The following is an 18,205-nucleotide window of genomic DNA, read 5'->3' on the forward strand; positions in this document are numbered from 1 at the left end:
CTAGCCCGGGCGTCGGCCCGCCCGAACGCGGCGGACGCGCCCGGGCCGCACCATAGACTTGATGGATGATCGACCTCGCACTCCTCCGCGAAAATCCGGAGATCGTCCGCCGCTCTCAGGCCGCCCGTGGCAACGACCAGGGCACCGTCGACACCGCGCTCGAGGCTGATCGATCGCGCCGAGCGGCGCTCGCCGCGTTCGAAGAGCTGCGCGCCGAGCAGAACGCCTTCGGCAAGCTGGTGGCGAAGGCTCCCAAGGAGGAGAAGGCGGCACTCGTCGCTCAGGTCAAAGACCTCGCCGAGCGCGTCAAGCAGGCGCAGCAGGCGGCGAATGAGGCGGCAGACGCCCTGGCGGTGGCTCTCGCACGCATCGAGAACGTCGTCGTCGACGGCGTCCCCGCGGGCGGCGAGGCGGACTTCGTCGAGCTGCGACGCGTGGGCGAGGTCCCCGCATTCGACTTCGAGCCGCGAGACCACCTCGAGCTCGGCGAGATCCTCGGCGCGATCGACATGGAGCGCGGCGCGAAGGTGTCGGGCGCCCGCTTCTACTTCCTGCGCGGGATCGGAGCGCGGCTCGAGATCGCGCTCATGAACCTCGCCCTCGACAAGGCGCTGCAGAACGACTTCATCCCGCTGATCACGCCCACCCTGGTGCGGCCCGAGATCATGCAGGGCACCGGATTCCTCGGCGAGCACGCCGACGAGGTGTATCACCTGGACAAGGACGACGACCTCTACCTCGTCGGCACCAGCGAGGTCGCACTCGCCGGATACCACAAGGACGAGATCCTCGACCTCGGCAAAGGCGCGCTGCGGTACGCCGGATGGTCGACCTGCTACCGCCGCGAGGCGGGCTCCCATGGCAAGGACACCCGCGGCATCATCCGGGTGCACCAGTTCAACAAGCTCGAGATGTTCGTCTACACCAACCCGGAGGACGCCGAGGCCGAGCACCTGCGCCTCGTCGCGCTGCAGGAGGAGATGCTGACCTCGCTCGGTCTCGCCTACCGCGTGATCGACGTCGCCGCCGGCGACCTGGGCTCCAGCGCCGCACGCAAGTACGACATCGAGGCGTGGGTCCCGACGCAGGGCGCGTTCCGCGAGCTCACCTCCACCTCGAACTGCACGACGTATCAGGCGCGTCGTCTCGACATCCGCCACCGACCCGAGGCTCAGGAGGGGCAGACCGCGAAGACGCAGCCGGTCGCCACCCTCAACGGCACCCTCGCGACGACCCGATGGATCGTCGCGCTGCTCGAGACGCACCAGCAGGCCGACGGATCGGTCCGCGTGCCGGAGGTGCTGCGCCCGTACCTCGGCGGGCTCGAGGTTCTGGAGCCGACCGCGTGACAGCTCCCTGGCTCGTCGGGCTCGACGTCGACGGCACGATCATCCTGCAGGACGAGACGATGAGTCCCGGTGTTCCCGAGGCGGTCGCGCGCCTGCGAGACGCCGGCCATGTGGTCACGATCGCCACCGGACGCAGCTGGATGGCGACGCGTCGCTATGTCGAGCAGCTCGAGCTGACCGCCGATTTCGTGGTGTGCTCGAACGGTGCGGTGACCATGCGCCGTGTGGGAGACGACTGGGAGCGGTGGCACATCGAGACGTTCGATCCGTCTCCTGTGCTCGCTCTGCTGCGCGAGCGGCTCCCGGAAGCCCGCTACATGGTCGAGCTCGGGTCAGGGCTGCGGCTCTACACCGAGCACCTGGACGACTGGACGCTCGACGGCGGACGGCAGGTCGGCTTCGAAGAGCTCGTCGCCGAACCGGTGTCCCGTGTCGTCGTCGTCTCTCCCGGGCACGATGAGGAGGACTTCCACCGCCTCGTCGCGGACGCCGGGCTGAATGAGGTCTCCTACGCGATCGGCTGGACGGCGTGGCTCGACATCGCACCGCAGGGAGTGGACAAGGGCACGGCGCTGGAGCGCGTGCGCACCGAGCTCGGCTTCGAGCGCGGGCACGTCTTCGTGGCCGGCGACGGGCGCAACGACATCGGCATGTTCGGCTGGGCGCTGGGTCTCGACGGCCGGGCGGTCGCCATGGGGCAGGCGCCGACAGAGGTGAAGGATGCCGCGGGCGAGGTGACCGGCGATGTCGAGGACGGCGGTCTCGCGATGGCGCTGAACACGCTTCCAGCGGCCGCCCAGGTCAGCGCGGGAGAATAGAACTCGGCTAGACTCACGGCTTGTCGGCAGATTCGTCTGTCGGGAGGGTTGTCCGAGTGGCCGATGGAGCTGGTCTTGAAAACCAGTGGGCAGAGATGTCTCGTGGGTTCGAATCCCACACCCTCCGCATTCCAGGGACGGTGCCTCCGCGCCGTACGCTGAACCGAAAGGCCCCGAGTGAGTCCCACCACGCGACGCCGCCGCACCATCGCGCGCCACGGTCAGCTCCACACGCCGGGCCCCCTCAGCCAACTGCTCAAGTTCATCGCGATCGGTCTCGCCGTCGTCCTGGTGAGCGGCTTCGGCGTCGTCTCCTACATCGTCTACGACCTTTCGAGCACCGTCTCGGCCAACGCTGTCGAACTCGACAGCACCGAGGAGCTGCCGCCCGACATCAGTGAGTACAAGGGCGGATTCAATCTGCTGCTCACCGGTGTCGACACGTGCGAAGAGGCGTACGCGCAGTACTTCGGCGACCGCTGCACGGGCGCGGACTCCGAAGGCACCCTCAACGACGTGAACCTCCTCATGCATGTGTCGGAGGAGCCGCGCCGGATCACCGTCGTCAGCCTTCCGCGCGACATGATGGTCCCGATCCCCGAGTGCGAGGACGCAGAGGGCGAGGTGCACTCCGCGATGAACAAGCAGCAGATCAACGTCGCCTACACCGACGGAGGACTCAACTGCGTCGCGAAGACGGTCTCCGACCTCTCCGGTCAGGACATCCAGTTCGCGGCCTCGGTCACCTTCGGCGGCGTGATCGAGATCACCAACGCGATCGGCGGCGTCGAGGTGTGCCTCGCCTCCCCGATCAAGGACCGGTACACGGGCCTCGACCTCGCAGCCGGAAACCATGTGATCGAGGGCATCACCGCGCTGCAGTTCCTGCGGACCCGACACGGAGTCGGCGACGGAAGCGACCTCGGCCGCATCGGCAACCAGCAGCAGTACATGTCGAGCCTCGCGCGCACGCTCATCAGCGGCGAGACGCTCGGCAACGTGCCGATGATGCTGAAGCTGGCGACGACCGGTCTCGACAACGTCGAGGCGAGCACGTCGCTGGCCGACCCGATGAAGATCGTGCAGATCGCGCTCGCGGTGAAGTCCGTGCCCTTCGAGGACATCGTCTTCCTGCAGTACCCGACCTTCACGGACCCGGACGACCCCAACCGCGTCGTGCCGGACAAGACGTCAGCAGAGGCCATGTGGGACGCGATCAACCAGAACGCTCAGCTGCAGGTCACGCATCAGAACACCGAGAACGACGGCGTCGTCGTCACGGACCCGGGAACGCAGGCACCGGCGGAGCCGGGAGCGGAGGCGGCGACGCCGGACCCCTCGGCCGCACCCGAGAACGTGGTGGCGCTGCCCGACACGATCAAGGGCAACTCGGCCGCACAGCAGACCTGCTCGAACGGGAACGTGCGCTGACGCGCCGACTGCACTCTCCGTCACGAAGAACCGCCCCTCGCCTACAGCGCGAGGGGCGGTTCTCCGCATTCAGCCCTGTTGCGCGTCGGGCTGATCGGTCGGCGGGTAGAGCACATCCATCAGAGCGCTGATGATGCCGGGCATGTCGACCGAGCGGTCGATCATCCACTGCAGTTGGAGTCCGTCGGCGACCGCCTGGATCACGCGCGCCATGGTGTCCGGATCGAGAGTGGCTCGACGGTCGGCATCGTGGGCGAAGGCGTCGGTGATGCTCTCGCGGAGTCGCTCGCTGCGCTCGAGGAAGTACTGATGCGCGGGATGCGCGGGGTCGACGGCATCGACGGAGAGTCGGGAGAACAGTTCCACGACACCCGGGACCTCGGTGTTGTGGCGGATGACGTCGACGAAGGCGGACTTCGCGTCTTCGGAGTTCGAGGTCTGCGGCGCCATCCCGTCGTGTTCGTCGCGCGTGCGCAGCACCTCGGTGAACAGCTCCTCCTTGCTGCCGAAGTAGTGCAGCAGGGCGGCCGGGGTGACGCCGACGAGTTCCGCTATCTGCTTGAGTGAGGCGTTCTGATAGCCCTTGCGGCCGATCACATCGAGAGCGCTCTCGAGGATCTCCTCGCGCCTGGCGACGCCCTTCGCGTATGAACCTCGTCGTGCCATTCCTCGAGAGTAATCCTGAACAACGTTTGAGATCCAATACTTACTGGCATATAGTTTTCGCAAGACACCGTTGTCGCGCGCGAAAGGAAGACCATGACCGACACCTCGGCATCCGATCTCACCCTCGAGGAGAAGGCGTCGCTCACGAGCGGCGCGGACTTCTGGACCACGAAGGCCATCGATCGCGTCGGTCTGCCGTCGATCATGATGACCGACGGGCCGCACGGCCTGCGCAAGCAGTCGGCGGGAACCGACCACCTCGGCCTCTCGAGCAGCGTGCCGGCGACGTGCTTCCCACCGGCCGTCGGCATCGGATCGTCGTTCGACCCCGAGCTCATCGAGCGGGTCGGCGCCGCCATCGGAGTCGAGGCGGCCATCGAAGACGTCGCGATCGTGCTGGGCCCCGGCATCAACATCAAGCGGTCGCCGCTGTGCGGCCGCAACTTCGAGTACTTCTCCGAAGACCCGATCGTCTCGGGAACCCTGGGTGCCGCCTCGGTGCGCGGTGTGCAGTCGCAGGGCGTCGGCACGTCGCTGAAGCACTTCGCCGCGAACAACCAGGAGTTCGACCGGATGCGGGCGAGCTCCGACGTCGACCCGCGACCGCTGCACGAGATCTACCTGCGTGGCTTCGAGCGCGTGGTCAAGGACGCTCAGCCATGGACGGTCATGTGCTCGTACAACCGCATCAACGGCGTCTACGCATCGGAGGACCCCTGGCTGCTCACCCAGGTGCTCCGCGACGACTGGGGCTTCGACGGCCTCGTCGTGTCGGACTGGGGCGCCGTGAACGACCGTGTGGCGGGCGTCGCCGCCGGCCTCGATCTCGAGATGCCGTCGTCGGGAGGTCGGACGGATGCGCAGCTCGTCGCTGCCGTGCGGGCCGGCGAGCTCGCTGAGAGCGTGCTGGACACAGCGGCCGACCGCGCGATCGATCTGGTCCGCAAGGCGCAGCGGCGTCCGGCCGTCTCCGGCCCGCTCGACGTCGACGCGCACCATGCGCTCGCCAGGGAGGCGGCCGGTCGCTCGATCGTGCTGCTCAAGAACGACGGAGACCTGCTGCCGCTCGCCCCCGAGCAGCGCATCGCGGTCATCGGCGCCTTCGCCACCGAGCCGCGATTCCAGGGAGCAGGATCGTCGCTCATCAACCCGACCAGGGTCGACAAGGCGCTGGACGAGCTGCGCGCGATCGGTGGGGACGACGTCGCATATGCGCCGGGCTTCGCCGTGGAAGGCGGCGACACCGCTGCATCCGGTCGCTCCGCTGACGACCTGCGCGCGGAGGCGGTCGCCGCCGCGTCCGCAGCGGATGTCGCGGTCGTGTTCCTCGGCCTCCCCGCCGCGGAGGAGTCGGAGGGCTTCGACCGCGAGCACATCGACCTTCCGGCGGCTCAGCTGGCGGTGCTCGACGCCGTGATCGAGGCGAATCCCGCGACGGTCGTCGTGCTCTCGAACGGCGGCGTCGTCGCGCTGCCCTTCGCCGACCGGGTGCCCGCGATCGTCGAGACCTGGCTGCTCGGACAGGCGGGCGGCGGAGCGGTCGCCGACGTGCTCTACGGCGCCGTGAACCCGTCGGGCAAGCTCACCGAGACGGTGCCGGTGCGTGTGGAGGACAACCCGTCGTTCGGCAGCTTCCCCGGCGAGTTCGGTCATGTCCGCTACGGCGAGGGAGTGCTGGTCGGCTACCGCTGGTACGACGCCAAGGGACTCGATGTCACGTTCCCGTTCGGCCACGGGCTCTCGTACACGGCCTTCTCGTACGGCGAGGCAACGGTCGACGCGGCCGAGAACGGTGACATCGCCGTGCGCGTCGACGTGACCAACACCGGAACCCGCGACGGCCGCGAGATCGTGCAGGTGTACGCCGCTCCGGTGTCCTCGGTCGTCCAGCGCGCGCCTCGCGAGCTCAAGGCCTTCGCCTCGGTGGCGATCGCCGCGGGCGAGACCCGGACGGTCGAGCTGGTCATCCGTCGCGAGGACCTCGCCTACTGGGATGTCCGCGTCGACCGCTGGATCGTCGAGCCCGGCGAGTACCGCATCGATGTCGCGGCATCGAGCCGCGACATCCGCTCCACCGCGACCGTCGAGGTGACGGGTGATGTGGTCTCGCTGCCCCTCACCATGAACTCCTCGATCGGCGATGTGATGGCGCACCCCGTCGCGGGGCCCATCGTGATGGGGGCGCTCGGCGGCTTCCTGGGCGAACTGAGCGGCGCCGATTCGTCGGCGGCATCGATGATGCCCAACGACGAGGCCATGGAGAAGATGATGGCGTCGTTCCCGATCGGGCGCCTCATCGGATTCCCGGGGGTGGACGTGACGCACGAGCAGGTCGAGGAGCTGCTGGCCGGAGCGAACGCCGGCGTGCTGCCGCAGGCCTGACCGCACGCCTCGGCGCCGAGAACTCAGGCGCCGAAGCGGGCCCCTTCGTCGAGCAGGGGAGCGAAGCGGAGCCCGAGACCGTGGTGCGCGTTCTCGGTGAGGTGGCCGTCGGCGATCGTCACCGGCGAGGGGTCGGCGAGAGCTCCCAGTGCACCGAAGCCGGCGTCTTCGACGTCTTCGACCAGGACCTCGTGGCCGGTGTCGGGCAGAGTCAGCGCGAGCTGACCCGAGAGCTCGGGCAGAAGGTGCGGGTGCAGGGTCGCACCGTGCGCGGTGACCAGCTCGGCGATGCGGAGGAACGGCGTGATCCCGCCGACCCGCACGATGTTGGGCTGCAGGATCTGCGCCGCACCCGCGCGCAGGAAGTCGCCGAAACGGTGCGCGGTGTGCAGATTCTCGCCGAGCGCGATAGGCACGTCGATGCGCCGTGCGAGTTCCGTGTGTCCGTCGAGGTCGTCGGCGCGCAGGGGCTCTTCGATCCAGGCGAGGTCGAAGCGCGACAGGACCTCGACGGATGCGGTCGCCCGCGCCAGATCCCACCGCTGGTTCGCGTCGATCATCAGCCCCCGATCAGGGCCGAGCAGCTCGCGGACGGCGGCGACCCGATCGGCGTCCTCGGCGATGTCGGGCTTTCCGACCTTGATCTTGACCGCCTCGAACCCCGCATCGATCCAGCGCTGCACCTGGGCGAGCAGTTCGTCGAGCGAGTAGTGCAGGTTCACGCCTGAGCCGTAGGCGCGCACCCGTTCGCGGCGGCGGCCGATCGACTCCGACACCGCGACGCCGGTCGACCGCGCCTCCGCATCCCACAGCGCCAGGTCCAGACCGGCGAGTGCGATCGTCGTGATCCCCCCGCCTCCGGCTTCGTGCAGGTGCTCCCACATTCCCTGCCAGCTCTCGCCGGGGGTGGCGGAGCGGCCGACCGCAGCGGGAGCGATGTCATGCTCGAGCAGCGCCTGCACGGCGGGTGCACCGATCTGCGGACTCCACGAGAAGCCCCATCCCTCGCCACCGTCGGAGCGCACGACATGAGTCGCGATCACGCCGACGGAGGTGACGTCGGCAGCCCACGGGCGAGTCAGCGGCACCCTCTGCAGACGAGCCGACAGGCTCCGGATCGTGGTCACAGCAGTGCCAGCTCTGCACGCCAGGTGCGGGACGGGCGCCAGCCGAGGAGTCGGGCGGCCTTGTCGGACGAGAAGGCGGGGGAAGTGCCGGTCAGCGCCGCGGCCGCGTGCTCGGTGCCGGGGTGGAACTCGGGCAGCAGCTCGCTCAGCGGGCGGCGGGCGAGGGCATCGTCGGCTCCCACGAAGAATCTCTCGCCGTTCGGGATGTGGTCGAGCGCGGCGAGGAGGGTGTCTGTGAAGGCTGCGACGTCGCGGGCGTCGACATAGTTGAAGAGCGCCGGCGCGGAGAGCGCCGGATCGTCGAGACGATCGAGAACGGTGTGGCCCTGCTGGGTGAGAGCGCCGGCCCACTCCTCCGGGGCGATCACGTAGCAGGGGCGGAAGGAGGCGAAGCGCACGTCGTCGCCGGCCTGACGCCGCAGCATGTCGACGGTCTGCTCGATGAGCAGCTTCGACAGGGCGTAGGCGTTCCAGGGCTCGGTCGGCGACGTCTCGTCGAGGGGGAGGCGCTCAGGGGTCCAGCCGCGAGGTGCGCCATAGCCGACCACGGTGGGACTCGACGCCGCCACGACGCGGTGGATGCCGGCCCGTACCGCTCCGCCCAGCACCGACTGGGCGAGAGCCGCGTTCGTGCGGATGATCACGTCCTCGGGTGCGCTGAAGGGCACTGCGATCGCCGCGAGATGGATCAGTGCATCCGCCGACGTCGCGGCGAGAACGGATGCCGTGGCATCCGCGTCCGTCAGGTCGAGGGACGCCTGCGTGATCCCGTCCCGGTCGAGGGCCGCGCTCGGCTCCCGGTCGATCGAGACGATCTCGTGCCCGGCATCTGCGAGGCCCGTCACCAGGGTGCGTCCGAGTCTGCCCGAACCGCCGGTGACGATGATCCTCATGGCCGCGCCAGCAGGGCGATCCCGAGCTCGTCGACCTTCACGGGAAGGCCCGTCTCGAGTGAGCGGTTGCCCGCGATGCCCACAGCGATCGAGCGGATGCCGTCGGTCCAGTCGGCCGGACGCGCGAGGGGGTCGTCCCCGGGGCCCTCGAAGACATCGGACAGCAGCAGCTCGTCTCCACCGCCGTGGCCTCCGTCGCCGCCGTCGATCGGCACCTCGTAGGCCTCTTCCCAGTGGCGCTGCACGATCAGACGCTCGCTCTCAGGGCGCAGTGCGGTCGTCCCGTGGCCGCCGGAGAGGCTGGGGTCGATGTGCGGGTGCAGTCCCTCGCCCGCGAGCACGGCGCCGCGCTCGACCACCTCGAGCTCGACCCGGCCGAGGGTGCCGTTGACGGCGACGCGGTAGCCCTCCCAGGGGGAGTGCGCGTTCAACGAGTACGACATCGTCGCGCCGGACGCATAGTCGACGACGAGTGCGAGGTTGTCCTCGATCGTGATGCCTTCGCTGAACACGTCGAGATCGCGCCGGTACCCGTCGTGCTCCTCGGCGTCGAGGTAGAGCGCGGTGAGACGCTCATCGGTGCGCAGGTCGAGTTCGAACAGGTCGCCGTCGTCGTGGGTGCCTCGCGCCGGTCGCTCGCCGAGGCCACGGCCGGCCGCGTTCTCGGCTCCGTAGAAACGCAGGCCGCCGGACGCGAAGACGCGGGTCGGCTGCGAACGGATCCACCAGTTGACGAGGTCGAAGTGGTGGCTCGACTTGTGCACGAGCAGACCGCCCGAGTTCTTCTTCTCGCGGTGCCAGCGGCGGAAGTAGTCGGCGCCGTGGTTCGTGTCGAGCATCCACGAGAAGTCCACGGACGTGACGTCGCCGATCGTGCCGTCCTGGATCACCTGGCGCAGTGCGCTGTTGCGGGGCGAGTACCGATAGTTGAACGTCAGCACGACCTGGCGACCGGTGCGCTCGACGGCGTCTTCGATGCGGGCGGCGCTCGCCGCGTCGATCGTGAGCGGCTTCTCGACGACGACGTCGGCGCCCGCTTCGAGCGACCGGACGATCAGCTCGGCGTGGAGGTCGTCGCGGGAGCAGATGATGACCCGGTCGACCCGCTCGTCGCTGATCACCTGCTCGAGCTCGTCGGGGGTGGCGAGACGGGGCGCCGGCGCGCCGACCTCCGCGATGCGGTCGGCGTAGTGCGCGGCCCGCACCGGGTTCGGCTCGATGATCGCCACGAGCTCGGCGCGGTCACGGTGCGTGCCGATGATCCCCTCGACGTACATCTGCGCGCGGGCTCCGGCACCGGCGAGGGCGTAGCGGGTCTTCGTCATCGTGATCTCTCTTCGATCTCCGGTCAGGAAACGTTTTCTCGACGATAGCACAGGAGAGGTGTCAGGCCCCGGGACCGCCGGCGGTTCAGGGCGTGTGCACGGTGGCGGTGCTGCCGCGCACGATCAGGGTCGGCGTGAAGGTGAGCGCTGCCGTGGGATCGCCGCCGGTGAGCTGGTCGTGCATCGCAGCCCATGCGGCTGCGCCGATCTCCACCGCGGGAACGGCCACGGTCGTGAGCGGGGGTGAGGTGTAGGCGGCAAAGGGGATGTCGTCGAAACCCGTGATCGACAGCTGCTCCGGCACGTCGACACCGCGCACGGTCAGGGCCGAGAGCAGCCCCATGGCGACGAGGTCGTTGTAGGCGATCACTGCGGTGGCTCCGCTCGCGAGAACCTGGTCGGCGACCGCGGTGCCGCTGTCGAAGTCGACGCCTGCGGTGATCTCCTCGACTTCGAGCCCGTCGGTCCGGGAGAGCTCCGCCGCGATCGCATCCTGCCGCGCCCTGTGCGTCACGCTGCGGGTGGCACCGGCGAGATAGACGAGCCGGCGGTGGCCGAGCGAGGTGAGGTGGTCGACGATCTCGCGCATGCCGGATCCGTAGTCGGCGCCGACCACGGGAGTGCTCGTCTGCGGGCCGCGGTTGATCACGACGGCGGGGGAGAGCGTCGGCAGCAGTCGGCCGAGGTCCTCCTCGGGCATTCGAGGGGCGCAGAGGATCACGCCGTCGGTGCGCAGCCTGGTCGATCGGGCGAGCGCCTGCTCTTCATCCAGGTCCTCACGCGAGTCGGCGACCAGCACGTGATATCCGTCGGCCGCGGCCGCGCGGCTGAGGCCACGCAGGATCGCCTGGAACGTCGGGTTCTCGAGGTCGGGGATCACGACGGCGATGGTCTGGGTGCGGCCGAGCACCAGGCTCCGTGCGACGGGGTTCGCCGTGTAGCCGAGCTGCGCAGCGGCTGCCTGCACGCGCTCGGCGAGCGCCGGATCGACCGTCGGGTTGCCGTTCATCGCGCGCGACACCGTCGACAGTGAGACGCCGGCGAGTTTCGCGACGTCGGTGATGCCGGGGCGTGTCGATTCGCGTGCCATCGGCATCCCTTCGTGTCCGCGAGAGGTCGCGGCTGTCGTCATACTACGAGAAAACGTTCTTCAGGGAGGGTCTCATGGCTGGAGCATCCGAGGACCGCGCCGAGAAGCAGGATCGGCTGGCGCGCGTGCGCCGAGAGGTCGACGGGGCGCCCGTGGTGCTCGTCTCTCACGAATCGCTGTCGTGGTACCTCGAGGGCGTGCGCACGCATGTGTCGCTCGCGGGTCCTCCGGTGCTCGCGGTGCGGGCGGAGGCGCAGGGCGATGTGCTCTTCATCGCCGAGAACGAGGCCGATCGGCTGATCGCCGAGGAGCTGCTGCCGGAGGATGCCGCGCGCGTGGTGCGCGTGCCGTGGTGGATCCCACCCGCTGCCGCCGCGGCTGAGGAGGCCGGCGTCGCCGAATCGCACGTGGCGGCTGAACTGCGCGCGGCTCGCGCGCGCCTGCTGCCGGCCGAGCGTGCCAGATATCGACTTCTCGGACGGGAGACAGCAGAGGCGCTGACGGATGCGCTCGCCCGCGTCGGTCCGGAGCAGAGCGAGCGGATGGTCGCCGCAATCGTCTCCGCCGAGCTCATCGCCCGAGGGATCGATCCGCTCGTCGTGCTGGTCACCGGTTCCGAACGGACTGCGTTCCGGCATCCGCTTCCGACTGCCGGGCTGCTCGGAGAGCGGGCCATGATCGTCGTGTGCGGGCGTCGGAACGGGCTCATCGCCAACGCGACACGCTGGGTCGGCGCATCCGTCGATGACGAGCCGATCTGGGGCGTGGAGCGGGCTCTCCTCGATGCGTCAGTGCCGGGAGCCCGTCTGAACGACGCGTTCACGGCGGGCATCGCGGCGTACGCCCGCTACGGGTTCGACGCTGACGAATGGCAGCGCCACCACCAGGGCGGACCAACCGGGTATGCCGGTCGCGATCCCCGTGCCACGGCATCCACTGCGGATCTGATCGTCGAGGATCAGGCGTTCGCCTGGAACCCGACCGCACCGGGCCGCAAAGTCGAAGACACCCTGCTGCGCACAGGTGACGACTGGGAGGTGCTCACGGTCGATGAGCGCTGGCCGTCGGTCGAGTACGAGGGGCTGCATCGGCCGGTCTCGAGGGCGTACGGGGCCTGATCGCGGGTTCGATGGCGGGGCTCGGCGCCGAATGCCGGCTCAGGTTGCGGATGCACGTGAGCCGCCGAGGTCCGGGGAAGGCGGCCCCGGGTCAGCCGCCGGTCGAGCTGCGCACGATCAGCTCGGGCGGGAACACGGTCTGACGGGGGATGCTCTCGGGGTCGGCCGCCTCTTCGAGCACGATCCGCAGCGCCGTGCGACCGATCATGCGGCTGGGCTGCCGGATGGATGACAACGGCACCGCGGCGGCGGCCGCGAACGGATTGTCGTCGAAGCCGATCAGCGCGATCTCGTCGGGGACGAGCAGGCGTCCGCCCGACACGAGCGACTGCAGCAGCCCGAGGGCGAGCAGATCGTTGGCGGCGAAGAGCGCGTCCGGCCACTCGCGCCGAGGGCGGGTGAGCAGGCGCGCTCCGGCGGCGACGCCCTCTTCGACCGTCATCGCCGCCGTCGGCACGACCTCGAGCTCGACGTGCACCGCCGCGTTCTCGGCCGCCGCGCGAGCGCCCGCGAGACGGTCGGTGACCTGACGCATGTCGAAGGGGCCGCCGACGAAGGCGATCCGCCGCCGACCGCCCTCGATGAGGTGCTCGACCGCCAGCCGCCCACCCGCGACGCTGTCGACCGACACCGACGAGAACCCGCTGTCGGCGCTGAATCGGTCGACGAGAACCGTCGCGATCCCGCTCGCTCGGAACTTGCGCAGCTGCGTCATGACGTCGCCGTAGGGGGCGATGAGCAGGCCGCGCACCTGCTGCTCGCGAAACAGGTCGAGATAGACCTTCTCGCGGGACGGGTCGTCGTCGGTGTTGCCGTACAGGATCGCGATGCCGTGGCTGGACGCCTCGTCTTCGGCACCGCGCACCACATCGTTGTAGAAGGGGTTCTGGCCGTCGAGCACGACGAATCCGACGGTCGTGCTCACGCCGGCTCTGAGCTTGCGGGCGGCGTCGTTTCGCACGTAGCCGAGCTCTTCTATCGCCTGCGTCACTCGCTCGACCGACTCGCTGGAGACCTCGTCCGGTCGGTTCAGGACGTTCGAGACGGTGCCGACGGAGACGCCAGCGCGAACGGCGACATCGCGGATGCTGACCGGCATTCGGCAGTCCTCTCGTCGTCGGGCGGATCACGCTTCGGCATCGGGGGTTGACCTGAGACCGGCATCACATACACTAGCCTGAAACGAGCTTGAATCGATTCAGGTAAAGTTCATTCCGATCATCATCCCCCTCAACGGAGAGGAAAGCCAGTGGTAGACGCAGCCTCCGCCCGCAGCGCTCCCCCCACCGCGCTCGAGCTGCATCGGGTGGTGAAGTCCTTCGGCCCCGTCGTCGCACTCCGCTCCGGCAGCCTGACGCTCCGCCCCGGCTCGATCCACGCCCTCATCGGCGAGAACGGCGCGGGCAAGTCCACGCTCGTGAAGATCATGGCCGGTCTGTACCGCCGCGACTCGGGCGACTTCCGTCTGCACGGCGACGATGTCGATTTCACCAGCACCGCCCAGTCGAAGGCCGCGGGCATCGCGGTCATCTACCAGGAGCCGACGCTGTTCCCCGATCTCTCGGTCACCGAGAACATCTTCATGGGACGTCAGCCCACCGGCTTCCTCGGCCGCATCGACCGCAAGGCCATGCGCACCGAAGTCGACCGGATCTTCCGCCGCCTGGGCGTGACGCTCGACCCCGACCGCATCACCGAGGGTCTGTCGATCGCCGACCAGCAGATCATCGAGATCGCCAAGGCCATCTCCCTCGACGCGAGCGTGCTGATCATGGACGAGCCGACGGCCGCACTCAGCGGCGTCGAGGTCGACCGACTCTTCGCGGTCGCGCGGAGCCTCCGCGACGAGGGACGCGCGATCCTCTTCATCTCGCATCGCTTCGACGAAGTGTTCGACCTGTGCGACACCGTCACCGTCATGCGTGACGGGGCATACATCGACACCACTCCCATCGCCGAGACCACGGTCGACGAACTGGTGCGCCAGATGGTCGGCCGCGACGTCACCGAGCTGTTCCCCAAGCAGGAGGCCGCCATCGGCGAGCCGCTGCTCGAGGTCACAGCGCTCACCCGTCCCGGCGTCTTCCACGACATCTCGTTCACGGTGCGCGCGGGCGAGATCGTCGCACTGGCAGGTCTCGTCGGTGCCGGTCGCTCGGAGGTCGCCCGCGCGATCTTCGGCGTCGATCCCTACGACGAGGGAGAGGTGCGGATGCTCGGCGCGGGCGTCGCACGCCGCAACCCGACCGCCGCGATGCGCAGCGGACTCGCGCTCGTTCCCGAGGACCGCCGCAAGCAGGGCCTCGTGATCGACGCGAGCGTCGGAGGCAACATCACGCTCGCCATCCGCCGGCGCCTCTCGAAGTGGGGACTCATCACGAGCGGCATCGAGAACCGTGCGGCGAAGGAGTGGGCGTCGCGCCTCGAGGTGAAGACGCACGCGCTCGACACCGTGGCGTCCACGCTCTCGGGCGGCAATCAGCAGAAGGTCGTGCTGGCCAAGTGGCTGGCCACCGACCCACGCGTCCTCATCATCGACGAGCCGACCCGCGGCATCGACGTGGGCACCAAGTCCGAGGTGCACCGACTGCTGTCGCAGCTCGCCGGCGAGGGCATGGGCATCCTGATGATCTCGTCCGAGCTGCCCGAGGTGCTCGGCATGGCGGATCGCGTGCTCGTGATGCGCGAAGGACGCATCACCGCCGAGATCTCCCGCGACGACGCCACCAGCGAGAACGTCATGTTCGCCGCCACCCACTCATCGGAGCTGCACTCATGAGCACCACCACCGCACCCGCGGCCGCCGCTCCGGCGATCGCGAAGAAGCCCGGCGGCATCGGCCGTGCACGCGAGTTCGGCATCCTCGCCGCGCTCGTGCTCGTCGTGATCGCCGCGACCGTCAAGAACCCGGCGTTCCTCTTCAGCTCCGACGGCTGGCGCGATCTGCTGCTCACGCCGTCGATCCTCATGCTCGTCGCCGTGGGCCAGGCGATCGTCATCATCACGCGCAACGTCGATCTGTCGGTGGGCTCGGTGATGGGCCTCACGGCCTACCTGACCGGACGCCTCTTCGTCGACGTCCCCGGCATCCCGATCGTGGTCGTCGTGATCGCGGCCGTCCTGCTCGGGGCCTTCCTCGGCCTGGTCAACGGCGCATTGGTCGCCTTCGCGAAGGTGCCGGCCATGGTGATCACGCTCGGCACGCTCTATGCCTACCGCGGCATCAACGTGCTGTGGACCGGCAGCGATCGCATCAACGCCTCCGACATGCCCAAGGACTTCCTCGCACTCGGCACGCAGCAGATCCTGTTCATCCCTGTGCTGACGATCATCGCGGTGATCGTGCTCGCGCTCGCGGCCTGGTATCTGCGCAACATCCGGGGCGGACGCGAGTACTACGCGATCGGCTCCGACCCCTCGGCGGCCGAGCTCTACGGCCTCAAGGTCACCCGTCGGGTGCTCTCCGCGTTCGTCCTCTCGGGTGCACTCGCAGGTCTCGCCGGCGTCTTCTACGCCGCGCGATACGGATCCATCAGCTCGCAGGCGGGAAGCGGCTGGGAGCTGGATGCCGTCGGCGCAGCCGTCATCGGTGGCATCGCGATCACCGGCGGTGTCGGCACGGTCTGGGGCGCGGCCATCGGCGCGATGCTCCTGATGACCATCAACCGCGCGCTGCCCATTCTCGGCATCCCGGACTTCTGGCAGCGTGCCGTGGTCGGTGTGCTCATCATCGGGGCCATCGTGCTCGACCGGGTGCTCGCGGTCAGACAGAGACGCCAGCTCATCGAGGCGAGGGACGAATCATGACCACGACAACGACGACGACGTCGACCCGCGTCATCCGCGACTACGACCGTCCGCTGTGGCGGCGCATCTTCATCAACCGCGAGTTCGCGATCATCGCGCTCCTCGTGCTGGTGACGATCGTGGCGGCCGTCACGATCCGCGGCTTCGCCCAGCCGATCACCGCGAACTACCTCCTGCTCGACGTCGCACCGATCCTGCTCATCGCGCTGCCCATGACGCTCGTCATGATCACGGGCGAGATCGACCTGTCGGTGGGATCCATGGTGGGGCTCGCCAGCGTCGTCACCGGAGTCCTCACTGAGTCGGGTGCTCCCTTCGAGGTCGCCGCCCTTGCGGCCCTCCTCGTCGGCGTCGTCGGCGGAGCCTTCAACGGGTTCCTCGTCACGATCGTCGGGCTGCCGTCGCTCGCCGTCACGATCGGCACGCTCGCACTCTTCCGCGGGCTTGCGGTCGGCCTGCTCGGCACCACGGCCGTCACGGACTTCCCCGAGACATGGACGGCGCTCGCGAAGGCGAAGATCGCCGGGACGACCATCCCGTACATCGTCATCCCGTTCCTGATCCTGCTGGTGCTGTTCGCCGTGCTGCTGCACTTCACGCCCTTCGGCCGTGGTGTCTTCGCGATCGGTCTGTCGAAGGACGCCGCGCGGTTCTCGGGCGTCGACGTCGAACGGACGAAGTTCATCCTGTTCGTGCTCTCGGGCGTGGTCGCCGCCTTCGCAGGCATCTTCTACACGCTGCGGTTCGGCAGCGCCCGAGGCGACAACGCCACCGGGCTCGAACTGCAGGTCATCGCGGCCGTGGTGCTCGGCGGAGTGTCGGTGTTCGGCGGACGGGGACACCTGCACGGCGTCGTCGCCGCCGTTCTCCTGATCGGGGTGCTGGGCAGCAGCCTGCGCCTCGCCGGAGTCACATCCGACGTCATCAACATCATCACCGGCGGGCTGCTGATCTTCTCGGTCGTCGCAGCGAGCGTCCTCGCCTGGGCGCAGCGCGTCCGCGCGAAGGCCGGTCCGCCACTGCGCGTAGCAGCCTCTCCCGCACCATGAGGCAGCCTCTCATCGCCGGCACCCGCCAGCGGTGATCATCACGAAAGGAAGAACAATGACGTTTGCACGTAAGAAGATCGCGGGGTTCGCGGCGGTCGCCGTGGCCGCAGCGCTCGTGCTGAGCGGCTGCGCCGACACCAGCGGCGGATCCGGAGGCTCGGGTTCAGAGGGTGAAGGCGGATCCGACAACCTCGCGATCACGTTCCTGCCCAAGAACCTCGGCAACCCGTACTTCGACACCTCGAGCGAGGGCGGCAAGACCGCCGTCGACGAGTTCGGCGGCACGTTCGCCGAGGTCGGCCCGGCCGAGGCCACCCCCGACGCCCAGGTCAGCTACATCAACACCGCGACGCAGCAGGCCGTGGGCGCGCTCGTCGTCTCGGCGAACGACCCGAAGGCGATCTGCGACGCGCTGAACGAGGCTCGTGACGCCGGCGTCAAGGTCGTCACCTTCGACTCCGACACGAACCCCGAGTGCCGCGACCTGTTCATCAACCAGGCCGACTCCGAGGGCATCGCCAAGGTGCAGGTCGACCTGATCGCCGACCAGATCGGCGGAGCCGGCGAGGTCGCGATCCTGTCGGCATCCGCCAACGCGACCAACCAGAACGCCTGGATCGACCTGATGAAGGAGTACGTCGCCAGCGAGTACCCCGACATCACGATCGTCGAGACCGTCTACGGTGACGACGACGACCAGACGTCGTTCGACAAGACCGCTGCGCTGCTGCAGAGCCACCCGAACCTGAAGGGCATCATCTCGCCCACCACGGTCGGCATCGCGTCTGCGGCGCGGTACGTGTCCACCTCGGACTACAAGGGCAAGGTCGCCATCACCGGTCTCGGCACGCCGAACCAGATGCGCGAGTACGTCGAAGACGGCACCGTCACCGCGTTCGCGCTGTGGAACCCTGCCGACCTCGGCTACCTGGCCGCGTTCGCCTCCAAGGCGCTGATCGAGGGTGAGATCACCGGCGAAGAGGGCGACACCTTCGAGGCCGGAGACCTCGGCGAGTACACGGTCGGCGCCGACGGCGTCGTTCTTCTCGGCGACCCGTTCGAGTTCAACGCAGACAACATCGGCGAGTTCGACTTCTGAGTCGAGTTCGTGAGGGGCGTCGGGGCTTCGGCCTCGGCGCCCCTTTCCGTG

The 18,205-nt window shown here is 68.8% G+C and carries 15 protein-coding genes and 1 tRNA gene; 10 read left to right on the forward strand and 6 right to left on the reverse strand.

Features of this window, described 5'->3' with window-relative positions; translation table 11 throughout:
* The first annotated feature begins 65 nt into the window (after positions 1–65).
* The 4 genes from serS (at position 66) to AKG07_RS15685 (ending at position 3,598) form a co-directional block, all read left to right on the forward strand.
* Positions 66–1,349, forward strand: a complete 1,284-nt coding sequence (serS, locus tag AKG07_RS15670) for a serine--tRNA ligase (RefSeq protein WP_053098740.1) — start codon at positions 66–68, stop codon at positions 1,347–1,349.
* A complete protein-coding gene (locus tag AKG07_RS15675; RefSeq protein WP_053098741.1) occupies positions 1,346–2,167 on the forward strand; it encodes an HAD family hydrolase in 822 nt (273 codons plus the stop codon). The genes serS and AKG07_RS15675 overlap by 4 nt, the downstream gene beginning before the upstream one ends.
* A gap of 42 nt (positions 2,168–2,209) precedes the next feature.
* Positions 2,210–2,294, forward strand: a tRNA-Ser gene (locus AKG07_RS15680).
* Between the two features lie 50 nt (positions 2,295–2,344).
* Positions 2,345–3,598, forward strand: coding sequence for an LCP family protein (locus AKG07_RS15685; protein WP_053098742.1), 1,254 nt, complete (start codon positions 2,345–2,347; stop codon positions 3,596–3,598).
* Between the two features lie 69 nt (positions 3,599–3,667).
* Here AKG07_RS15685 and AKG07_RS15690 read toward each other — a convergent pair whose 3' ends face one another.
* Positions 3,668–4,264: a TetR/AcrR family transcriptional regulator gene (locus tag AKG07_RS15690; protein WP_053098743.1), complete on the reverse strand. Its 597-nt coding sequence runs from the start codon at positions 4,262–4,264 to the stop codon at positions 3,668–3,670.
* 93 nt (positions 4,265–4,357) lie between these two features.
* Between AKG07_RS15690 and AKG07_RS15695 the strand changes: the two genes are divergently transcribed.
* Entirely contained in the window at positions 4,358–6,646 is a 2,289-nt protein-coding gene (locus AKG07_RS15695; RefSeq protein WP_053098744.1) for a glycoside hydrolase family 3 C-terminal domain-containing protein, read from the forward strand.
* Positions 6,647–6,669: 23 nt separating this feature from the next.
* Here the strand turns inward: AKG07_RS15695 and AKG07_RS15700 are convergent, their stop codons facing one another.
* The 4 genes from AKG07_RS15700 to AKG07_RS15715 all read right to left on the reverse strand — a co-directional run bounded on the left by AKG07_RS15700 (position 6,670) and on the right by AKG07_RS15715 (position 11,081).
* Positions 6,670–7,773 carry a mandelate racemase/muconate lactonizing enzyme family protein gene (locus AKG07_RS15700; protein WP_053098745.1) on the reverse strand — a complete coding sequence of 368 codons (1,104 nt, stop codon included), beginning with the start codon at positions 7,771–7,773 and terminating at the stop codon, positions 6,670–6,672.
* The gene (locus AKG07_RS15705) at positions 7,770–8,666 is read right to left on the reverse strand and encodes an NAD-dependent epimerase/dehydratase family protein (protein ID WP_053098746.1); all 897 of its coding nucleotides are present in this window, start codon (positions 8,664–8,666) and stop codon (positions 7,770–7,772) included. The genes AKG07_RS15700 and AKG07_RS15705 overlap by 4 nt, the downstream gene beginning before the upstream one ends.
* The gene (locus tag AKG07_RS15710) at positions 8,663–9,991 is read right to left on the reverse strand and encodes a Gfo/Idh/MocA family protein (RefSeq protein ID WP_053098747.1); all 1,329 of its coding nucleotides are present in this window, start codon (positions 9,989–9,991) and stop codon (positions 8,663–8,665) included. The genes AKG07_RS15705 and AKG07_RS15710 overlap by 4 nt, the downstream gene beginning before the upstream one ends.
* 85 nt (positions 9,992–10,076) lie before the next feature.
* Positions 10,077–11,081 (reverse strand): LacI family DNA-binding transcriptional regulator, encoded by a 1,005-nt coding sequence (locus tag AKG07_RS15715; RefSeq protein WP_171821982.1) that lies wholly within the window; start codon positions 11,079–11,081, stop codon positions 10,077–10,079.
* A gap of 74 nt (positions 11,082–11,155) precedes the next feature.
* On the opposite strand from AKG07_RS15715, the gene AKG07_RS15720 reads away from it, so the two are divergent.
* The gene (locus AKG07_RS15720) at positions 11,156–12,199 is read left to right on the forward strand and encodes a M24 family metallopeptidase (RefSeq protein ID WP_233277287.1); all 1,044 of its coding nucleotides are present in this window, start codon (positions 11,156–11,158) and stop codon (positions 12,197–12,199) included.
* A gap of 91 nt (positions 12,200–12,290) precedes the next feature.
* Here AKG07_RS15720 and AKG07_RS15725 read toward each other — a convergent pair whose 3' ends face one another.
* Entirely contained in the window at positions 12,291–13,298 is a 1,008-nt protein-coding gene (locus AKG07_RS15725; RefSeq protein ID WP_053098748.1) for a LacI family DNA-binding transcriptional regulator, read from the reverse strand.
* A 150-nt stretch (positions 13,299–13,448) separates the two neighbouring features.
* Here AKG07_RS15725 and AKG07_RS15730 point away from each other — a divergent pair, with 150 nt between their 5' ends.
* The 4 genes from AKG07_RS15730 to rhaS are packed head-to-tail and all read left to right on the forward strand — an operon-like array spanning position 13,449 to position 18,154.
* Positions 13,449–14,978 (forward strand): sugar ABC transporter ATP-binding protein, encoded by a 1,530-nt coding sequence (locus AKG07_RS15730; RefSeq protein ID WP_053098749.1) that lies wholly within the window; start codon positions 13,449–13,451, stop codon positions 14,976–14,978.
* Complete coding sequence (locus AKG07_RS15735) at positions 14,975–16,006, forward strand: ABC transporter permease (protein ID WP_053098750.1); 1,032 nt, start codon at positions 14,975–14,977, stop codon at positions 16,004–16,006. The genes AKG07_RS15730 and AKG07_RS15735 overlap by 4 nt, the downstream gene beginning before the upstream one ends.
* Positions 16,003–17,055: an ABC transporter permease gene (locus AKG07_RS15740; RefSeq protein ID WP_053098751.1), complete on the forward strand. Its 1,053-nt coding sequence runs from the start codon at positions 16,003–16,005 to the stop codon at positions 17,053–17,055. Before AKG07_RS15735 ends, AKG07_RS15740 begins: the two co-directional genes overlap by 4 nt.
* Before the next feature lie 55 nt (positions 17,056–17,110).
* The gene (gene rhaS / locus AKG07_RS15745) at positions 17,111–18,154 is read left to right on the forward strand and encodes a rhamnose ABC transporter substrate-binding protein (RefSeq protein ID WP_053098752.1); all 1,044 of its coding nucleotides are present in this window, start codon (positions 17,111–17,113) and stop codon (positions 18,152–18,154) included.
* Positions 18,155–18,205 lie beyond the last annotated feature (51 nt).

Source organism: Microbacterium sp. CGR1 (assembly GCF_001266755.1).
Taxonomy (GTDB): Bacteria; Actinomycetota; Actinomycetes; order Actinomycetales; family Microbacteriaceae; genus Microbacterium.